Annotated in this window: 9 protein-coding genes; 2 read left to right on the top strand and 7 right to left on the bottom strand. The window is 63.0% G+C overall.

Annotation, left to right across the window (positions count from 1 at the left end; genetic code table 11):
- Positions 1-68: 68 nt before the first annotated feature.
- On the top strand, positions 69-1,661 hold the full coding sequence (pdxR, locus tag AACV02_RS18220) for a MocR-like pyridoxine biosynthesis transcription factor PdxR (RefSeq protein ID WP_119741137.1): 1,593 nt from the start codon (positions 69-71) through the stop codon (positions 1,659-1,661).
- Here pdxR and AACV02_RS18215 read toward each other — a convergent pair.
- The 7 genes from AACV02_RS18215 to aspA all read right to left on the bottom strand — a co-directional run bounded on the left by AACV02_RS18215 (position 1,617) and on the right by aspA (position 14,142).
- Positions 1,617-6,209 (bottom strand): dermonecrotic toxin domain-containing protein, encoded by a 4,593-nt coding sequence (locus AACV02_RS18215; RefSeq protein ID WP_119741133.1) that lies wholly within the window; start codon positions 6,207-6,209, stop codon positions 1,617-1,619. The genes pdxR and AACV02_RS18215 overlap by 45 nt on opposite strands.
- Before the next feature lie 301 nt (positions 6,210-6,510).
- On the bottom strand, positions 6,511-7,602 hold the full coding sequence (locus AACV02_RS18210; RefSeq protein ID WP_119741130.1) for a polyamine ABC transporter substrate-binding protein: 1,092 nt from the start codon (positions 7,600-7,602) through the stop codon (positions 6,511-6,513).
- Positions 7,599-8,633, bottom strand: coding sequence for a histone deacetylase family protein (locus AACV02_RS18205; protein ID WP_119741127.1), 1,035 nt, complete (start codon positions 8,631-8,633; stop codon positions 7,599-7,601). Before AACV02_RS18205 ends, AACV02_RS18210 begins: the two co-directional genes overlap by 4 nt.
- 132 nt (positions 8,634-8,765) lie before the next feature.
- On the bottom strand, positions 8,766-9,758 hold the full coding sequence (locus AACV02_RS18200) for an AraC family transcriptional regulator (RefSeq protein ID WP_119741125.1): 993 nt from the start codon (positions 9,756-9,758) through the stop codon (positions 8,766-8,768).
- Positions 9,759-9,808: 50 nt separating this feature from the next.
- Entirely contained in the window at positions 9,809-10,786 is a 978-nt protein-coding gene (locus AACV02_RS18195) for an asparaginase (protein ID WP_119741122.1), read from the bottom strand.
- A gap of 86 nt (positions 10,787-10,872) precedes the next feature.
- The gene (locus AACV02_RS18190; RefSeq protein WP_106575909.1) at positions 10,873-12,324 is read right to left on the bottom strand and encodes an alanine/glycine:cation symporter family protein; all 1,452 of its coding nucleotides are present in this window, start codon (positions 12,322-12,324) and stop codon (positions 10,873-10,875) included.
- Positions 12,325-12,717: 393 nt separating this feature from the next.
- Positions 12,718-14,142 carry an aspartate ammonia-lyase gene (gene aspA, locus AACV02_RS18185; RefSeq protein ID WP_053258714.1) on the bottom strand — a complete coding sequence of 475 codons (1,425 nt, stop codon included), beginning with the start codon at positions 14,140-14,142 and terminating at the stop codon, positions 12,718-12,720.
- Between the two features lie 182 nt (positions 14,143-14,324).
- On the opposite strand from aspA, the gene AACV02_RS18180 reads away from it, so the two are divergent.
- Complete coding sequence (locus AACV02_RS18180) at positions 14,325-15,248, top strand: LysR substrate-binding domain-containing protein (RefSeq protein WP_106575908.1); 924 nt, start codon at positions 14,325-14,327, stop codon at positions 15,246-15,248.
- Positions 15,249-15,387: the final 139 nt, after the last annotated feature.

The raw sequence follows: 15,387 nt of genomic DNA, 5'->3' as shown, positions 1-15,387 counted from the left end.
TGCCTGCATCCTAGGCAGGCTATTGGTCTGTTGTAAGAGCCAACTGGCACCAATTTCATAGGTCCAATATGTCGCCCATCACACCGCCGCTGTCTTTCAACCCCGCTGGGATCGAGCTGGATCGCCGCCTGGGTTTGACGCGCCAGCTGTATGACGCCCTGCGCCAGCGCGTGTTGGACGGGCGACTGGTCAGCGGAACGCGGTTGCCTCCCACACGTGACCTGGCGGCGGCGTTGTCGATTTCCCGCAACAGTGTGGTGCGCGCCTATGACCAGCTGTATGCAGAGGGGTTTATCGAGAGCCGTGTTGGCGACGGCACCTACGTTGCCCAGTTGCCGACAGCGAAAAAATTATCCACAAAAGTATCCACAGGGTTTTCAACAGGCTTATCCCCAGCCTTATCCACAAAATGGTCGGATTTGCCGGAAGATCTGGACCATGAAGTTATCCACAGCACCAGCCTGGCGCGGGTAAAAGCCAACCATCTGTCTCAGCCTCCGTCGGGGCCGCCACGGGCATTTCGCGTGGGTGTGCCTGCCTTTGACCTGTTCCCGTTTGAGGTCTGGGCCAAGCTGAATGGGGCTTTTTGGCGCAAACCCGACCTGGAGCAGCTGTGCTACGGCGACCCGGCGGGTGACGCGCGCCTGCGCGGTCTGATTGCCGCTTATTTGCGCAGTTCAAGGGGCATGCAATGTGCGGCTGAGCAAATTGTGATCACCTGCGGCGCGCAGCAGGCGATCAGCCTTTGTGCACAGTTGCTGGTAGAGCCGGGCGATGGCGTGGCGGTAGAAAATCCGGGCTACCGCGCCGCCGGTCACGCGTTTGCCCTGGCCGGTGGGCACCTGCACGGCGTACCCGTGGACGGCGAGGGCATTGACTGCCAGGTGCTCAATACCCTGAGCGATTGTCGCGTGGCGTATGTCACCCCCTCCCACCAGTACCCGTTGGGCGTGGTCATGAGCCTGGCCCGCCGCCTTGAACTGCTGGCCTGGGCCGAGCGCACGGGCGGTTGGATCATCGAGGATGACTACGACGGCGAGTACCGTTACAGCGGCGCACCCTTGTCGCCCTTGGCCGCGCTGGATCGCAAGGGGCGGGTGCTGTATGTGGGCACATTCGGCAAAGTGGCGTTTCCCGCGTTGCGTCTGGGTTACCTGGTGTTGCCGCCGGCCCTGGTGGATGCGTTTGCGCGGCGCCGTGCGGTCGACATGCGCCACTCGGAGGTCAGTACCCAGGCGGTGATGGCGGAGTTTATGGCGGCGGGGCACTTTCAGCGGCATATCCGGCGTATGCGACGCGCCGCGCTGAGCCGCCGTGACGCGCTGTTGAGCGGCTGGCCCGGTCAGCTGCAGGGCGTGAGCAGCCTGCCCACTGTCGCGGCAGGCTTGCACCTCACGGTGCGAGTGGACAGCCTCGCCCGCGAACAGCAACTGGTGGCACAGGCCCACGCCGTGGGGGTCGAGGTCAATGGCTTGAGCGCCTATTGGCTGCCGAACTCCAGCACACCTCCCGACCAGCGCGCCGGGCTGGTCTTGGGGTTTGCCGCCGTGCCGCCGGCGAGCATCGCGCAGGCGCTTGGACGGTTGTACCGCGCCTGGGGTTGTCAGCCGCCACCTTCAGCGCCGGGGCACCGGCAAGGCGGCCGTCTTGAAGAACAGTGACCGCGCCAGCAACGGCCCGATCTCACTGCGGTACACCGCGATGTTGTCGCGGTCATCGGCCTTGGCCAGCGCTTCATACTTGCCGCCCAGGCGCCGCTGCGATTGGGTCTTGAGGTGCGCGGCGGTGTAAGCCTCCTCGGGGCTTGCCAGGTCCTTGTAGTGAAAGTGGGCGTACCACAGCGCATTCGAGTGCTTGGCGTCGAGGATTTCGTACTCCTTCAAATAGCCCTTGTGGCGCCCGGAAAGCTTGCTGCGTGGGCCTGGCAGCGGTTTGATGATGATCTCGTGTTCGCGGTACAGCAGTTCGACATGGGCCGCGGTCGGTGGGCGCTGCTTGAGCATGTCGAGCCGGGTGCGCAGGCCCTCGGTGTAGAGGCGTTTGATCGCGGCATCAAGGCTGCGGTTGATCAAGGCGGCCGACGGTGAGCCGCTTTCGGTCACGTTGCTGGCGGTCAATGCCTCCTCAATATCCTCGCCGGACTGCGCCAGCTGCGCGGCGCGGCGGTGAAAACGCTCTTCGATTTCCACGGGCAGGCGTCTTGCCTCGCCGGCCAGGCGCTGGGTGCGCGTGATGAACTGTTCGACATCGTCGAGCAGCGCCTGGGCACTGGCGATGCTGGCGGCCACGTTTCGCGACTGTGCCCGCGCAGTGGGCCGCGCCACCGCACGCTCACGCTCAACCCATACCCCGTCCTTTTTATGAAACAGGGCAATCACCTTGCCGGTCAGTGCTTGCTTGACCTCCACCAACGGGGTCGGTTCTCCCGCTTGTAGCGGGCGTTCTTCGCCGACCACGATGCCCTGGAAGCGGGTCTTGATCACCTTTTTCTGCGGTCTGGGCACAGGCGTCGAAGGGCCGGCAATCGCCGACTCCAGGGCCTTGCGCTCGCGCAGCAGCGTGGTCATTTGCTTGATCGCCCGTTGGGCGAATTCATCGGTGAGCTGCTGCAAGGTCTGCAGGGCGGGGCGGTGTACGTCCAGTGGAAAATCGGCCGGCAAATCCGCCAGGCTTTGATCCAGGCCAGTGAACTGGTCTACCAGGCTGTCGAGGACTTCGATCTGTTCATCCAGCGTGGCCAGATTGTCTGGCTGCAAAGCCTCGCACAGGCTCTGCACCGCCAGGTCGGCCCGGTCGACCATCTGCGCGATCGCCGAGCGGGCGGTGTCTTTGCTGGCCGAGGCGGCTTCATTCACGCAAAGGAAGCGCGACAGGGTGATGCGGAAGGCCTTGAGATCATCCAGGGTTATCTTGGGCAGCACCTGTTCGTGGCGCAGCACCAGTTCTGCGCCTTTGACCCCCAGGGTGCGGGCCTCCTTGAAACGTGATTGCAGGTAACCGATGCGCTCGACCATGGCCTGGGTCGACGCGTCGACGGCACGGCAGTCTTCCAGGGCCATCGGGGTGTCGGGCAAGTCCTCTTTGTCCAGGTATTCAGAAACGGTGTGCAGCCCGTCTCGAAAGCGGATCATCTGTTCGGCGGTGGCACTTCGCGCCAGGACCATCTGGTCTTGCAGATAGCCCAGCATGGCTTCCTGATACGTCGGCACGGTATCGAGGATGTTCAGCGATTTGAGCTGGGCGATCGGTACGTCCAATTCTTCCAGGCGCCTGCTGACGTGCGTCAGGTAGGTGGTGCGGGCGTTTGCGCGATCGGCCGGTGGCGCGTGATCGATGGCCTGCTGCAACCCCATCATGTCCTGGCGTCGTCGATCGACCTGCGTGTCGAACGCCGCCAGTTGCTCACGCAGTTCGCGAATTTTCGGCGGCCTCAGGCGCTGGCCTTTCTGTCGCCGGCTGCGCATTCCGCCGCCGCGCAGGCGCAACCGGGTGTCGACAAACCACTGGCCGAGGCGGTTGCCGATCAAGGCCGGGCCTTCGCGGTTTGGGGCCTTGGGGTCGATGATCATCACGGTGTCGTTTTCATCCAGCGCCACTTCGAACCAGCGCTGCGCCACCGGGACGTACCACGCCTGGCCCTTGGGGTAGAGGTGCAGATGGGGGCCGGGCTGGGTGATTATTTCGCCCAGCCCTTCGGGTTTGGCCAGGCTGAAACTGTCCAGTGTCGCGTCCAGGCTGTTGCGGCTACGCGTGAGGGCGCCGCGGGTGTGAAGGTTGATTTCATGCTCAGTCGGCAGATGGGCGGTGTCGAGCGTGGGGTGCTGGATGATCGACGGTTTGGCCGGTAACGGCGGTGCCGGCGGCGGGCTTTTTTCAGGCGCACGCGCCGGCGCGTGCTGCAGACTGATGTGCAGCGCCAGGGCCATGCCCAGGGTCAGAAAAAGGTCCACGGCAGCACTCACGCCCGCCGTTTGATCGCCGCTTTCTCGGGCCTCGATAACCTGCTGCAGGTCATCCATGAGCTGCCAGATCCAGGCTGCGGCGCCCGCTGTGCGGCCCATGAACGGCAGGGCCGCATTCAGAACGATCCAGCCGGCATGCTTGAAGCTTTCCCAGCGAGCCTCGGCATTGGACACCGATTGACGGTCGGCCAGTGTCACCAGGGCGCGGGCGTTGGCGGTGTACAGCACCGCCAGGCTGTCCGCGCCCAGCGCCTGGGTGCCGAATTCAATCGGGCCGCTCATTACCATCGAACTCACCGGCTCGCTGAGCAGCGTCGGCAGGACCCAGGGCGAAGGCAGGCTGCCGGGGAAGACAAACTGGGCATAATCCGGGCGCACAGCGTCGGGCAACCAGGCCAGTACCGACTGGCGTAATGGTGTGTCCTGCTTGATGGCGTAAAGCAGGTTGGCCTGTGAGGGAAACTGCATCAAGGGTTCGTTGGCCAGTGGTCGATACAACAGACAAGGACCATTCGCAGGGTCCTGTGGCCCAATGAGAAACATATTATCGACGCTGTCGGTGGTCCCGCTCGCGCGCCACTTGGGGCGCAGTGCCAGCGGCCGGATCACCACGGTGATGCCGTCCACGCGGCGGTGTTGCGCGTTGCTGGCCATGACCGCGTGCGCGTAGCGATAACCCTGTTCGTCAACGTTGAACAGGCCGCGAATCTTGTACTGCAACGCCAGCAAGGGCAGTTGCAGGCGCAATTGTCCGGCGTACAACTCTTGGCGCCGCAACGCTTGCTCGGGATTGTCCAGCAGCAGCGTGCTGACCCGCTCGGGGTAGTGCTTGCCAATGTCTGCCTGGGTGATCAGTTGCTCCAGGTAGTCTGCGGTCATCCACGCGGGTGTCGGGCTGGCGTCCTGGTAATTCACCGTCTTGTTGCCCAGCGGCAGGGCGACGAGGTTTTGCAAGGCCAGCTCGACCAGGCTCAAGGTCAGGGTTTGCGTCTGGCCAGGCAGCGCGACGGTCCCCCACACGACTTGGCTGGTGATGGTTATCGTCACGCGGTCGAGGTCCAGCCGGGAGGCCTGTGGATGATCCTTGATCAGCGCCGTGCGCAAGGCCGTGCGGGTGAAGTCGGTGAGGGTCGGCAACTCGTCCATGAAGGTCTTGCCTTTGCTTTGAAGGCTCAGCGCGGCCAGGTCCATCATGTAGCGCCCGTAGGCTGACTGGTCGGTTTCCGAGGCCTGCAGCAGCCACGTCGGCAACGCCCGTCGCGCGCTGCCAATACGCGACTGATCGAGAAGCGCCAGCTCGACCCCTTGCACGCCGACCGTGCGGGTGGGCAGCAGCGATTTGGGGGCCCCATCGGCAAGGTCGAGATCGCCCATGGCTTCGATTTGCAAGCCGATCAGGCTGAAGGCCTGGTGTTCGAAAAAGTTGCCGTCCGGCTCCAGCAAGCGCCAGTTCAGGGTTTTGCCGGGCAAGTCGGCTATATAGGGCAACAGTGTCTGGCCGAAGGCCTCCAGGCTGGCAAATTTTGCATAGCCGGTATCGATCGAGTAGCTGAGGATGAGGGTCTGTTCACCGTGACGCGCGATCAGCACGGCCATCGCCATGACGCTGATGTGCTGGGTGCCGCTGCTGTCCTGCGCATCGATGTCCACCAGGTAGGCGCGTGTCGCATACGGGTCGTGGGGCTGGCGCTCGATGAACTCGGGATAGTGAAACACCGCCCGCGCCACGGCGCAGTCGTCGGCGTCCCAGCCATGAACCTCTTGCACGTTCCACACCTCACGCAGCGACTGGGCAAATATCCGCCAGCGTGGGCCGCTGGTGCCTGCACTCTGGTTCCAGAAATCTATCTGTTGCTCCTGGAAGGCCACGAACAGCAGCGGCGCGAGCTCATTGATCAGTCGGCCTATTGCGTCGATCCTGACGGGCAGGTGCACGTCAGGACCATTGCCTGAGGGGTACGCCAGGTAGTGTTCGCTATCAAGGTAAGTCACGGCCACGCGGGAAATTGCACTGCGTGTCAGGGCGCCGGTGAGGGTGTCCGTCGCCGGCTTGGCGGGGATGATGTCGCCGCCCAGTTCGAGCCATTGCGGGGCGTTGACGATGGCCAGGTCCGGGTTGATATCCAATTCCGGATACAGCTCGCGCAGCGCCGCACGCAAGGTGGTGCAAGCCACTTCACGCAGGGACGGGCCGGTAGCCAGCTGCGCTACTAATCCGCTGTTTTCGGTTGGAACGAGGTCTTTCATGGGCACTCCTTGGCCTTGAGAAATACGCGAGGTCGCCCCTGGGCCTCAGCGCGCAGATCCCTGGCTGTAGCGGCTCCTGGCTGATCTCGCGGCGACGATCGCGCTCACGTTAGGCGCGATGAGGAGGGTTCGGGCATTACTTAATTAGCGGCGGCGGGGTGTGGGCGTGGCCTGTGGTCGATGTGCCCGGCAACCAGGCGGGCAGGCGTGCGGTGCTGCGCAGGCGGCAGGTTCTCTTGCGAGCAGCTGGGTGGCGGACAGTCAGTCCTGTGGTCACTGACTGTCCGTTGGCGGTGGGGTGTCAGGTGCCCGACTTGATCTTGGTCCAGGCCCGCGTGCGAGCGCGCTCGGCGTCGCGCCCCAGCGGTTTCAAGGTGTAGAGCGTGGCCATGGCCGCTTCGGTCGGGTACAGGTTGGGGTTGTTGCGAATCGACGGGTCCACCTGCTCGGTCGCGTCTTTGTTGGGGTTGGGGTAGCCGACAAAATCGCTGATCGGCGCGATCACCTGCGGTTGCAGCAGGTAGTTGATAAAGGTGTAGGCGTCCTGCGGGTTCTTGGCGCCTTTGGGGATGGCGAGCATGTCGAACCAGATCGGCGCACCTTCCTTGGGCAGGCGCATGTCCACGGTCACACCGTTCTTCGCCTCTTTGGCGCGGTTGGCGGCCTGGGAAAAGCTGCCGGAATATCCAACGGCCACACAGATGTCACCGTTGGCGATATCGGCCATGTACTTGGAGGAGTGAAAGTACGTGATGTAGGGGCGGATTTTCATCAGCAGCGCCTCGGCTTTTTCATAGTCCTTGGGGTTGCTGCTGTTGGGGTCAAGGCCCAGGTGTTGCAGGGCCAGCGGCAGAATCTCCGAAGGCGAGTCCAGCAGCGCGACGCCGCACTGCTTGAGCTTGCTGATGTTTTCTTCCTTGAAGATCAGGTCCCAGCTGTCCACCGGCGCGTTGTCACCCAGCGCGGCCTTGACCTTGGCCGGGTTGAAGCCGATGAGGATGGTGCCGTACATGTAGGGCACGGCGAATTTATTGCCTGGGTCATTGGCTTCGATCAGCTTCATCAGCTTGGGATCGAGGTGGTTCCAGTTCGGCAGCTGGCTGCGGTCCAGCGGCTGGAATACGCCGGCTTCGATCTGTTTGGCCAGGAACACGTTGGACGGCACCACCACGTCATAGCCGGAGTTGCCGGTAAGCAGCTTGGCTTCCAACGCCTCGTTGGTGTCGAAAATGTCGTACACCAGCTTGATGTCGGAGTGCTGTGCCTTGAAGTCATCCAGCGCTTTGGGCGTGATGTAGTCGAACCAGTTGTAGACCCGCAGGGTTTTCTCTTCGGCATGCGCCGCGCCGCTGATAACGGCGGCGCAGAGCACGAGTGACTTGAGCATGTTCATTGGGCTGCCCCTTCAAAACCTTCGAGAACGTTGACGGCGTTGATGCCGATTTCTTCCACCGCATAGCCGCCTTCCATCACAAACAGCGTGGGCTTGCCCAGCCGGGCGATACGCGCGCCCATGGCCAGGTAGTCCGGGCTGTCGAGCTTGAACTGCGAGATCGGGTCGTCCTTGAAGGTGTCCACACCCAGGGACACGACGATGATGTCGGCGCCGTAGCGTGTAATTTCCTGGCAGGCCTGCTCCAGCGCGGCGCTCCAGGTGTTCCAGCCGGAGCCGGCGGGCAGCGGATAGTTGAAGTTGAAACCTTGACCCGCGTCGTCGCCCAGCTCATCGGCATAACCCAGGAAAAACGGAAATTCCGCTTCCGGGTGGCCGTGGATCGAGGTGAACAGCACATCGCTGCGTTCATAGAAAATCGACTGGGTGCCGTTGCCGTGGTGGTAATCCACATCGAGAATCGCGACTTTTTTGTGGCCCTGATCCAAAAAGGCCTGGGCCGCGATGGCGGCGTTATTGAGGTAGCAATAGCCGCCCATCAAATCGCTGGCGGCGTGATGCCCCGGCGGGCGGCACAGGGCGAAGGCGCTGTGGGCGCCCTGTTGGATGGCGGCCTGGGCGGTGAGGGCGACTTGCGCCGCGCTGTAGGCCGCTTGCCAGGTGCCGGCGGTAATCGGTGCGCCGCCGTCGAAGCTGTAGTAACCGAGCTGCCCGTGCAGGCTGGTGGGCAACACGCGGCGCAAGGTGCGGGCGGGCCAGGTGTAGGGCAGCAGGTCGCCGTCCTGGCCAAACTCGGTCCAGCGCTCCCAGGCACCTTTGAAAAAATCCAGGTAGTCACGGCTGTGAATGCGTTGCAGCGGTGCCAGCCCAAAGTCCTGTGGCGCGTTGACCGGCCCCAGTTCACGGTCCTTGACCCGTTGCAGCACGTGGTCGGCACGCGAGGGCATCTCAAAGCAGGGCATCAGTTGCCCGTCCATCAGTTCGCAACGGCCGTGGTGCAGGTGGTGATCGTCCGAGTAGATCGTCAGCATTTGTTGTTCTCCGCAGGCTGTATCGGTGGATGCAGTCTTGCGGCGGACGCGGTTTATGAGAATGGCAGGAGCGGCCAAAAGGGGATGAATATGGCCAAATTGTCTGTCCGAAATTCGCCCCTCAATGGGGCGTCATGGTCGAAATTGGCTCGGCGCCACGCCGCTCCAGCGAACAAACGCATGCCTGAAACTCGCGGTTTCGCTGAAGCCCAACGCCTCGGCAATCCGATAGATCGGCCATTGGTTTTCAGCCAACAGCTGCTTGGCGCGCTCAAAGCGCAGCTCGTCCAGCAGTTCCTGATAGCTGCAGCCCAGGTCGTGCAGATGCCGACGCAGGGTGCGCGCCGAACAGTTCATCTGCTCGGCCAGGCCTTCCAGGCCAGGTGCTGCGTTGAGTTGGGCGGTGAGCAGCTGGCGAATCCTGCCCAGCCAGGCCTGGCGCCCGGTGAACTCCAGGTTCTGTTTGCGGCAGCGCTCGGCCATGGCCTGGTGGGTAATCGCATCGGCCAGCGGCAGCGGCCGGTCGAGCCAGTGCTTGTCGAAGGCAAAGGCATTGGCGGTGGCCTGAAACTGCAACGGGCAAGGGAAGCGCTCGGTGTAGCGCGGGCGGTAGTCCGGGGCGTCATGTTCAAAGCGCGCGGCGAGCAGCGGCAAGGGCTGGCCGAGCAGGTCATCGCAGATCACCTTGAGCGAGGCCAGGCACAGTTCGACGTTGAACATTTCCAGCGCAGGGTTTTCGCGGTAGTCGCTGGCGGTGAACCAGATGCGATCGCCGTCCTCTTCAAGGCTCAGCTCGAAAAGTGTTCCCAACAGCGCCGGATAACGCAGGGCCAGGCGCAAAGCGTCACCGAAGGTGGCACTGGTGAGCAGGGCGTAACCGAGCATGCCGTAGGCCGAAACATGCATTTGGCGACCCAGCTCCAGGCCGACATCCTGGCGCAAGGCCACGGCATTGGCACACACGCGCATCTCCTGATTGGTGGTGATGCGCGTGTCGGAGCGGCTCAGGTCCGCCGCGCAGATACCACTGCCGGCCAGCAGCGCCTCAAACGGCAAACCTTCGGCCTTGAAGGTGTTGAGCACCAACGAAACCGCATTGAGGGTGGTGAGGTGGGAGTGCAGCATGGGAACTTCCAGCCAGGGGATGGCTGGAAGGGGAGCAAGTTACATGCCGGTCAGCTCAGTTCGCCGCACAGGTCCAGTTCCACCAGGCGGCGGATTTCGCTGGTCGCAAGCCCGGCACCAAGCAGGGCCTGCAATTTGCCGAACACCGCCTCGCGGGTCATGCCACCGCCAGACAGGACGCCCACGCCGCGCAAACGGCTGCCGGCTTCGTACACATCCAGCTCCACGCCGCCTTCATGGCATTGGGTGATTGCCACCACGACCACGTCCAGCGCCTGCGCCCGCTCAAGGCTGGCGAGGAACGCCGGGTTATCGCTCGGCCCGGTGCCGCTGCCGAAGCATTCCAGCACCAGTGCCTGAATGCCGCTGTCGATCAGCGCGTCCAGTTGGCCCGCGGCGATGCCCGGCACCAGCGGCAACACACCGACGTTGGCCAGGGCCTTGGGTTGGCGATAATCCAGGGCGGCGGGAATGGCCTGGGCCCTGGCGACGCCACCGTTACGCTGCAGCGCGGCGAAGGGATGGCGACCGAAGCTGCGGACCTTTGCGCAACGCGTCGGCGCCATCAGCGCGCCATGGAAATACAGCTGAACGCCCGGCGACAGGCCTTCGCCCAACGCGCGCATGGCGCCACTGACGTTCTCCCAGGCATCGCTGTCGGGCACGCCGGCGGGCAGCATCGAACCGGTGAACACAACCGGCGCCGGCAGGCCGAGCAACTGGAAGCTCATGGCCGCCGCGCTGTAAGCCAGGGTGTCGGTGCCGTGCAGGATCAGTACTGCGTCGCAGCCCTCGTCCACGGCTTCAATCACCGCGACGCGCAGGCGCTGCCAGTAGGCCGGGGTCATGTTGGCGCTGTCGATCAGGGGCGCCATTTCCCGGAAGCGCCAGGCAGGCAGTGGCAAGGTGGCAAGCTGTTCGCGCATGCGCGCTTCGAAACCGGATGCCGGGGCCAGGCCGTTGGCGCTGGCTTGCATGCCGATGGTGCCGCCGGTGTAGAGCACCATGATGGTGTTAGCTGTGGACATCGAGACTTCTCCTGAACGAAAAACGCCGCCGGGCCCAGAGCATGCCCAAGGCCGGGCGGCGTGTCATCTATCTAGGCTTGTGACGCTCAGCGTTGCGCTTGAGCGTTCAGTTCAGCCGAGGCTTGAGCGCCAGGCTCAGGCTTCACCGGGTTCGCAGGCCAGGCCTTGCGGTCCAGGTCCAGGTCAGGGAACTGGCTGGAGTCGAACACCGGGGTCTTGATGCCCGCCGCGCGCTGGCCGTCGTAGTCGTTCAGGATGCGCATGGCGATCTTGAACAGGAACGCCAGGGCGAACAGGTTGACGAACGCCAGCAGGGTCATGGTGATGTCGGCGAAGGCGAACACGGTGCTCAGGTTCTCGATGGAACCCCAGAAAATCAACACCAGCACCAGCGCGCGGTAGCCCATCAGCACCTTGCGGTTGTCGCCCACGATGAAGCGCAGGTTGCTCTCGCCGAGGTAGTAGTTGTACATGATCGAGGTGAACACGAACAACGCCAGGGCCACCGAGATGAACATCCGGCCCCAGTCGCCGACGACCGCCGCCAGGGAGTTCTGGGTCAGGGCAATGCCGTCGCCTTCAAAGCCTGGGGTGTAGAAACCGGAGAGCAGGATCAGCAACGCGGTGCAGGTGCAGATTACGAAGGTGTCCAGGAACACGCTGAACGCCTGCACCACACCTTGGGCGATCGGGTGTTCTACCGAGGCCACTGCCGCCACGTTAGGCGCACTGCCCAAACCGGCTTCGTTGGCGAACACGCCGCGCTTCACACCCATGATGATCGCGCTGCCCACCAGGCCACCGAAAGCCTGGTCGAGGCCGAAGGCGCTCTTGACGATGGTCGCGAGCATGGCCGGCACGTGGTCGAATTGCAGCACGATCACATATAGGGTCACGGCGATGTAGACCAGGGTCTTGACTGGCACCAGCAGGTCGGCGATCGAGGCGATACGCTTGATCCCGCCGATGAACACCAGGCCCAGCAATACCGCCAGCGCGAGGCCGGTGTAGGTGGTGTCCAGGCCGAACGCGTTGTTCAGCGAGTGGGTCACAGCGTGGGCTTGCAGGCCGTTGAAGGCGAAACCGAAGGTCACCAGCAACAGGAACGCCATGACCATACCCAGCCAGCGCTTCTGCAGGCCGTGCTGAATGTAGTACGCCGGGCCGCCACGGTAGGTGCCTTCAGCGTCGGTGCGTTTGTACAGCTGGCCGAGGGAGCACTCGATAAAGCTCGAAGACATGCCCACCAGCGCGGTGACCCACATCCAGAACACGGCACCGGGGCCACCCAGCGTCACGGCGATACCGACGCCTGCGATGTTACCGGCACCCACACGGCCGGCCAGGCTGAGCATCAGCGCCTGGAACGAGCTGAGCTGGCCGGAGCTGCTCTTCAGGCTGTCTTTGAACACCGAGAACATGTGGAAAAAGTGGCGCAACTGAACGAAACGCGAGCGAATCGTGAAATAGCCGCCGAGCCCGACAATGAGCACGATCAGTACTTTCCCTGAGAGGAAGTCGTTGATGACTTCGAGCATGGAGTGTTCCTCGCTGATTTTTCTAATGGCAAAAACGCAGGACGGTGCGACGCATCGCTCGGCACCAGGCAGTGCACGACGCTTCGACCCCAATCCTTTTGCGGGTGTTGTTATTCATGCGGTTTCGCGCTGTCCAGGACCTCGTTACCGACGATCTCTGACGCGAAGAGGGGCGGCACTATACCTAGGAGAGCGTGATCCGTCTGCACGGGGCGATTAAAGGTTTCAGCCAAGCTGTTGCAGGCAAGGAGGGTTTGCAGGGCGATATTGGATTTTTTATGGGCGTCATTTCGCAACCTTGAGGCAAAAAAAAGGGCCTGAAGAACGAGCCTTCAGGCCCTCAAAAGGTGAGAGGTGTCTAGTCCCTCAACCTGGTGAGCGGTGCAACAAACGTCAGGCCTTCAGTGGGACCAGACGTGGGGCAATCATGTTTTCGGGGCGCAGGATGTCGTCGAGCATGGCGTCGTCGAGCAAGCCTTCTTCGCGCACCAGTTCCAGCACGCCGCGGCCGCTTTCAAGGGCGATACGCGCAATGCGGGTGGCGTTTTCATAGCCGATGTACGGGTTCAGCGCGGTCACCAGGCCGATGGAGTGCTCCACCAGCTCGCGGCAACGGGCTTCGTTGGCGGTGATGCCGACGATGCAGTGCTCGCGCAGCATGTCCATGGCGCGTTGCAGCAGGCGGATCGAGTCGAAGATCTTGAAGGCGATCAGCGGCTCCATCACGTTCAGCTGCAGTTGGCCGCCTTCGGCTGCCATGGTCAGGGCCAAATCGTTGCCGATTACCTGGAACGCCACTTGGTTCACGGCTTCCGGGATAACCGGGTTGACCTTGCCGGGCATGATCGAGCTGCCTGGCTGGCGTGCCGGCAAGTTGATCTCGTTGATGCCGGTGCGTGGGCCGCTGGACAGCAGGCGCAGGTCGTTGCAGATCTTCGACAGCTTCACCGCGGTACGCTTGAGCATGCCGGAGAACAGCACGAACGCGCCCATGTCGGAGGTGGCTTCGATCAAGTCGGCGGCCGGTACCAGCGGCTGGCCGCTGATCAGCGCCAAGCGTTGTACGGCCAGGGCCTGGTAACGCGGGTCGGCGTTGATGCCGGTGCCGATGGCGGTGCCGCCCAGGTTCACTTCGGTGAGCAGTTCTGGCGCCAGGGTTTTCAGGCGGGCCAAGTCTTCACCGAGGGTGGTGGCGAAGGCACGGAATTCCTGGCCGAGGGTCATCGGCACGGCGTCTTGCAATTGAGTGCGGCCCATTTTCAGCACGTGGCTGAACTCGACGCCTTTGGCGGCGAACGCCTGGATCAGGCTGTCGAGGCTGGCCAGCAGCGCGTCATGGCCCAGCAGCAGACCCAAACGGATCGCGGTCGGGTAGGCGTCGTTGGTCGACTGCGCCATGTTCACATCGTTGTTAGGGTGCAGGTACTGATATTCGCCCTTGTTGTGGCCCATGGCCTCCAACGCGATGTTGGCGATGACTTCGTTGGCATTCATGTTGGTTGAAGTGCCGGCGCCGCCTTGAATCATGTCCACCACGAACTCTTCGTGGAAATCGCCGCGGATCAGACGGGCACAGGCTTCGCTGATGGCAGCGTGCTTGGCTTCGCTGAGCTGGCCCAACTCGCGGTTGGCGTCAGCAGCCGCTTGCTTGACCATTGCCAGGCCGACCACCAATTTCGGGTAATGCGAAATCGGAACGCCCGAGAGGCGGAAGTTGTTCACCGCTCGCAGGGTCTGGATGCCGTAATACGCTTGAGCCGGTACTTCGAGTACGCCAAGCAGGTCTTTTTCTGTGCGGAATGATGCAGCGGAGGACATGACGGAAATCATCTCGATATGGACCCGGAACTGGCCGGAACGCTGCGAATGCTAGGCTTGTGGGAGTTTTTGGGCCAATGCTGTTAAACACTGGCCTATGCACAAACGGCATAATGTAGGTGTGACCCGGTTATCATGGCGGGCGTGTGTGCCAAAATGGTGCGTACCCGTGGGAGGAAGTGATGAACCTTGAGAGCAAATGGCTGGAAGACTTCAGCGCCTTGGCGGCGACCCGCAGCTTTTCCCAGGCGGCGGAGCGGCGCTTTGTCACCCAGCCGGCATTCAGCCGGCGTATTCGCAGCCTTGAAGCCGCGCTGGGCCTGACCCTGGTCAACCGCTCGCGCACGCCAGTCGAACTGACGGCGGCGGGGCAGTTGTTTCTGGTGACCGCGCGCACGGTGGTCGAGCAGCTCGGCGAAGTGCTGCGCCATTTGCATCACCTGGAAGGCGGGCAGGGCGAGGTCATGCAAGTGGCGGCAGCGCATTCCCTGGCGCTGGGCTTCTTCCCGCGCTGGATCGCGCAACTGCGCAATGAAGGCCTGAACATCGCCACGCGGCTGGTTGCCACCAACGTGGGCGACGCGGTGCATGCACTGCGCGAAGGCGGCTGCGATTTGATGCTGGCGTTCTACGACCCGGACGCGGCCATGCAGATGGACCCGGAAATCTTCCCGTCGCTGCACCTGGGCAACACCGAAATGCTCCCGGTGTGTGCCGCCGATGCCGACGGCAAGCCGCTGTTCGACCTGGAAGGCGAGGGCAGTGTGCCGTTACTGGCTTACAGCGCCGGAGCGTTTCTGGGGCGCTCGGTAAACCTGCTGCTGCGCCAGCGCTCCCTGCGCTTTACCACCATCTACGAAACCGCCATGGCCGATAGCCTCAAAAGCATGGCGCTGGAGGGGCTGGGCATTGCCTGGGTGCCGCAACTGAGTGTGCGTGCCGAATTGGCGCGGGGCGAACTGGTGGTGTGCGGCGGGCCGCAATGGCATGTGCCGTTGGAGATTCGCCTGTATCGCTGCGCGTTGGTGCGCAAGGCCAACGTACGGTTGTTGTGGCGCAAGTTGGAAGGCGGGGCGGCGCAGTCCCCTCCAGTTGAACGCGGTTAGTGTGGGAGCTGGCTTGTCGGATCGCCGCACCGCTGCGATGCAGACGCCTCGGTACATCAGGCATATTCAGGTGATGCTATCGCAGGCAAGCCAGCTCCCACATTGATCCAGTTTCCATGGTTTATCGGCAGTGTTTTCG

Source organism: Pseudomonas sp. Larv2_ips (assembly GCF_963879675.1).
Taxonomy (GTDB): Bacteria; Pseudomonadota; Gammaproteobacteria; order Pseudomonadales; family Pseudomonadaceae; genus Aquipseudomonas.
This window is presented reverse-complemented; position numbering and strand designations above follow the sequence as displayed.